The organism is Pseudonocardia sp. ICBG601 (assembly GCF_020496245.1).
The window spans coordinates 1-4,602 of the sequence record NZ_JAHLJA010000135.1 but is presented as its reverse complement, the minus strand read 5'-3'; the positions used below and the strand labels follow the sequence as shown (position 1 = coordinate 4,602).

The 4,602-nt window shown below is 73.9% G+C and carries 2 protein-coding genes and 4 pseudogenes; 4 read left to right on the top strand and 2 right to left on the bottom strand.

The window, feature by feature from the left end:
* From KPL57_RS72825 to KPL57_RS27395, 4 genes and pseudogenes are all read left to right on the top strand, one after another.
* Positions 1–400: wax ester/triacylglycerol synthase domain-containing protein (locus tag KPL57_RS72825; RefSeq protein WP_374203799.1), on the top strand; the 400-nt coding region annotated here is incomplete at its 5' end.
* A pseudogene (locus KPL57_RS27405) lies at positions 321–1,354 on the top strand (wax ester/triacylglycerol synthase family O-acyltransferase); the annotation flags it as partial. The gene KPL57_RS72825 and the pseudogene KPL57_RS27405, both read left to right, overlap by 80 nt.
* 108 nt (positions 1,355–1,462) lie before the next feature.
* Positions 1,463–1,966, top strand: a pseudogene (locus KPL57_RS27400) (hypothetical protein).
* Between the two features lie 327 nt (positions 1,967–2,293).
* The gene (locus KPL57_RS27395; protein WP_226353688.1) at positions 2,294–2,611 is read left to right on the top strand and encodes a hypothetical protein; all 318 of its coding nucleotides are present in this window, start codon (positions 2,294–2,296) and stop codon (positions 2,609–2,611) included.
* A 14-nt stretch (positions 2,612–2,625) separates the two neighbouring features.
* On the opposite strand, the pseudogene KPL57_RS27390 reads toward KPL57_RS27395, so the two are convergent.
* Positions 2,626–3,101, bottom strand: a pseudogene (locus tag KPL57_RS27390) (hypothetical protein).
* 53 nt (positions 3,102–3,154) lie between these two features.
* Positions 3,155–4,586: pseudogene (locus KPL57_RS27385) on the bottom strand (wax ester/triacylglycerol synthase family O-acyltransferase).
* Positions 4,587–4,602: the final 16 nt, after the last annotated feature.

Here is a 4,602-nt window from a genome sequence, read left to right as displayed (position 1 = left end):
CGCGGCCATGCCGTCCCGGCTCTCCGCACTCGACGCGTCCTTCCTGTACCTGGAGGAGGCGACCACACCGATGCACGTCGGCGGGGTCGCCGTGTTCGACCGCCCCGACGACGGCTTCGACTACGACCGGCTGGTCGAGCTCATCGAGCAGCGCATCGCGCTGGTGCCGCGCTACCGGCAGAAGGTCCGCCACGTCCCGGGCAACCTCGCGCGCCCGGTGTGGGTCGACGACCCGAGTTCGACATCGCCTACCACGTGCGCCGCTCCGCACTGCCCGTCCGGGCAGCGAGGAGCAGCTGACCGAGCTGGTCGGGCGCCTGATGTCGCGCCCGCTGGACCACACCCGCCCGCTGTGGGAGATGTACCTCATCGAGGGCCTCGCCCCGGCCGGGTCCGCTGACGGCGGACGGGTCGCGATCCTCACCAAGACCCACCAGGCCATGGTCGACGGCATCTCCGCCATCGACATCGGCCAGGTCATCCTGGACGTGTCCGCCGAGCCGCGGGACACCCGGACGAGCTGTGGATGCCGCGCCCGGAGCCGACCGACGGCCAGCTCGTGCTCGACGCGATCTCCGAGGCCGTCACCCGCCCCACCGAGATCGTGGACAACGTCCGGGTCGCCGCGGGCGACGCGCTGGCCACCGTCGGCAAGCTCGCCGGGGCCGCGGGCAAGGTCCTGAACATGGCCCGCACCGCGGGCCGCCGCGCGCCCGGGCTCCCGCTGAACGCCGAGATCTCCACCCAGCGCCGGTTCGCGATGGCCCGCACCGACCTGGAGGACTACCGCAAGGTCCGCGCCGCCTACGGCTGCGACGTCAACGACGTGGTGCTCGCCGTCATCGCCGGTGCCCTGCGCACCTGGCTGATGTCGCGCGGCGAGCCGGTCGCCGGGTCGTCGTCGGTGCGGGCGCTGGTGCCGCTGTCGGTGCGCGGCGAGGGCGACGTGCCCAGCTCGGCCACCGGCGGGTCGCTCGGGAACCGGGTCGCGTCGTTCCTGGTGGACCTGCCCGTCGGCGAGCCGAGCCCCCTGGTGCGGCTGCACCAGGTCACCCACCAGATGCGCGAGCACACCGACACCGGCGACGCCGTCGGAGCCGACACGCTGGTCCGGATCGGCGGGTTCGCCCCGCCGACCCTGCACGCCGTCGGCGCCCGCGCCGCGAACGGCATGGCCCGGCACTTCTTCAACCTGGTCGTGACCAACGTGCCCGGCCCGCAGTTCCCGCTCTACGCGGCCGGGGCGCGGATGCTGGAGATGTTCCCGGTGGTGCCGCTGGCGAAGGGGCAGGCCGTCTCCATCGGCCTGACCAGTTACGACGGTGGTGTGTACTACGGCCTGAACGGGGACAGGGACGCCATGGGCGACCTCGACGTGCTCGCCGGGATGGTGGACGAGTCACTCGAGGAGCTCTCGAGACACTGCGACAGACGGGATGACCCCCGTCAGAGGAGAGGACCGTTGAGGATCTACCTCCCCGCGACCTGGCCGATGCTGGCCCGCACGGTGAAGACCGGGAACTTCGAGCCGCTGGGCGGCACCGCGTTCGCACTCACCCGAAGCTGCGCGAGTCCTACACCGCGGGCGACGACGAGGAGCTCGAGTACGCCGCGATGAACGAGGCGGCGCGGGCGTCGCTGCGGCTGCTGTCGGTCGAGTTCGGGCTGGGCGAGGACGACACCCCGCCCGCCGGGTCGTGGTGTCCGCCGACACCGACGACGTCACCCTGCGCCCGACCTCGACGACGGCGCGGTCCGGGTGACCGGCCCGGTGCCGGTGTCGAAGATCGCCGCCGTGCACGTGGACCTGCCGGAGGCCGAGCACGCCGTCCGGGAGGCGGCCGGTGCGGTCGACAAGGCCGACCTGGGCGACATGGACGCCGAGTTCCTCGTCGGCGAGGCCGAGGACCACGAGCTGGCCTGGTACGACGGCACCGAGCTGCCGTTCCTCGTCGAGCTGGGCTGAGCCCCGGCGGGCGGTCAGCCCGTCCCGGCCGGAGGCCCCGGTGCGGGGTCGGCGAACACGGGTCCCGCCCCTCCAGCCGCGCGGTCACCGCCTCGCGCTGGTTCGGGCTCGCGATCAGCGCACCGATCTCGGCCTGCTCGGCGGCGAGCTGCTCGGCGGGTGGGCGGGGCGCCGCGAGCAGCCGCTTCGCCGCACGCACGGCGTGCGGGTTGCGGGCGGCGATCTCGTACGCGGTCGCCAGCGCGGCCGCCCGCGGGTCCTCGGCGGTGCGGGTCGCGAGCCCCAGCGCGACGGCCTCGGTGCCGGACACCGTGCGCCCTGGTTTTGGTGAAACTCCCCGGGCGCACGGTGTCCGGCACCGAGGCCGTCGCGCTGGGGCTCGCGACCCGCACCGCCGAGGACCCGCGGGCGGCCGCGCTGGCGACCGCGTACGAGATCGCCGCCCGCAACCCGCACGCCGTGCGTGCGGCGAAGCGGCTGCTCGCGGCGCCCCGCCCACCCGCCGAGCAGCTCGCCGCCGAGCAGGCCGAGATCGGTGCGCTGATCGCGAGCCCGAACCAGCGCGAGGCGGTGACCGCGCGGCTGGAGGGGCGGGACCCGGTGTTCGCCGACCCCGCACCGGGGCCTCCGGCCGGGACGGGCTGACCGCCCGCCGGGGCTCAGCCCAGCTCGACGAGGAACGGCAGCTCGGTGCCGTCGTACCAGGCCAGCTCGTGGTCCTCGGCCTCGCCGACGAGGAACTCGGCGTCCATGTCGCCCAGGTCGGCCTTGTCGACCGCACCGGCCGCCTCCCGGACGGCGTGCTCGGCCTCCGGCAGGTCCACGTGCACGGCGGCGATCTTCGACACCGGCACCGGGCCGGTCACCCGGACCGCGCCGTCGTCGAGGTCGGGGCGCAGGGTGACGTCGTCGGTGTCGGCGGACACCACGACCCGGCGGGCGGGGGTGTCGTCCTCGCCCAGCCCGAACTCGACCGACAGCAGCCGCAGCGACGCCCGCGCCGCCTCGTTCATCGCGGCGTACTCGAGCTCCTCGTCGTCGCCGCGGTGTAGGACTCGCGCAGCTTCGGGGTGAGTGCGAACGCGGTGCCGCCCAGCGGCTCGAAGTTCCCGGTCTTCACCGTGCGGGCCAGCATCGGCCAGGTCGCGGGGAGGTAGATCCTCAAACGGTCCTCTCCTCTGACGGGGGTCATCCCGTCTGTCGCAGTGTCTCGAGGAGCTCCTCGAGTGACTCGTCCACCATCCCGGCGAGCACGTCGAGGTCGCCCATGGCGTCCCTGTCCCCGTTCAGGCCGTAGTACACACCACCGTCGTAACTGGTCAGGCCGATGGAGACGGCCTGCCCCTTCGCCAGCGGCACCACCGGGAACATCTCCAGCATCCGCGCCCCGGCCGCGTAGAGCGGGAACTGCGGGCCGGGCACGTTGGTCACGACCAGGTTGAAGAAGTGCCGGGCCATGCCGTTCGCGGCGCGGGCGCCGACGGCGTGCAGGGTCGGCGGGGCGAACCCGCCGATCCGGACCAGCGTGTCGGCTCCGACGGCGTCGCCGGTGTCGGTGTGCTCGCGCATCTGGTGGGTGACCTGGTGCAGCCGCACCAGGGGGCTCGGCTCGCCGACGGGCAGGTCCACCAGGAACGACGCGACCCGGTTCCCGAGCGACCCGCCGGTGGCCGAGCTGGGCACGTCGCCCTCGCCGCGCACCGACAGCGGCACCAGCGCCCGCACCGACGACGACCCGGCGACCGGCTCGCCGCGCGACATCAGCCAGGTGCGCAGGGCACGGCGATGACGGCGAGCACCACGTCGTTGACGTCGCAGCCGTAGGCGGCGCGGACCTTGCGGTAGTCCTCCAGGTCGGTGCGGGCCATCGCGAACCGGCGCGGGTGGAGATCTCGGCGTTCAGCGGGAGCCCGGGCGCGCGGCGGCCCGCGGTGCGGGCCATGTTCAGGACCTTGCCCGCGGCCCCGGCGAGCTTGCCGACGGTGGCCAGCGCGTCGCCCGCGGCGACCGGACGTTGTCCACGATCTCGGTGGGGCGGGTGACGGCCTCGGAGATCGCGTCGAGCACGAGCTGGCCGTCGGTCGGCTCCGGGCGCGGCATCCACAGCTCGTCCGGGGTGTCCCGCGGCTCGGCGGACACGTCCAGGATGACCTGGCCGATGTCGATGGCGGAGATGCCGTCGACCATGGCCTGGTGGGTCTTGGTGAGGATCGCGACCCGTCCGCCGTCAGCGGACCCGGCCGGGGCGAGGCCCTCGATGAGGTACATCTCCCACAGCGGGCGGGTGTGGTCCAGCGGGCGCGACATCAGGCGCCCGACCAGCTCGGTCAGCTGCTCCTCGCTGCCCGGACGGGGCAGTGCGGAGCGGCGCACGTGGTAGGCGATGTCGAACTCGGGGTCGTCGACCCACACGGGCGCGCGAGGTTGCCGGGACGTGGCGGACCTTCTGCCGGTAGCGCGGCACCAGCGCGATGCGCTGCTCGATGAGCTCGACCAGCCGGTCGTAGTCGAAGCCGTCGTCGGGGCGGTCGAACACGGCGACCCCGCCGACGTGCATCGGTGTGGTCGCCTCCTCCAGGTACAGGAAGGACGCGTCGAGTGCGGAGAGCCGGGACGGCATGGCCGCGATCCTACGT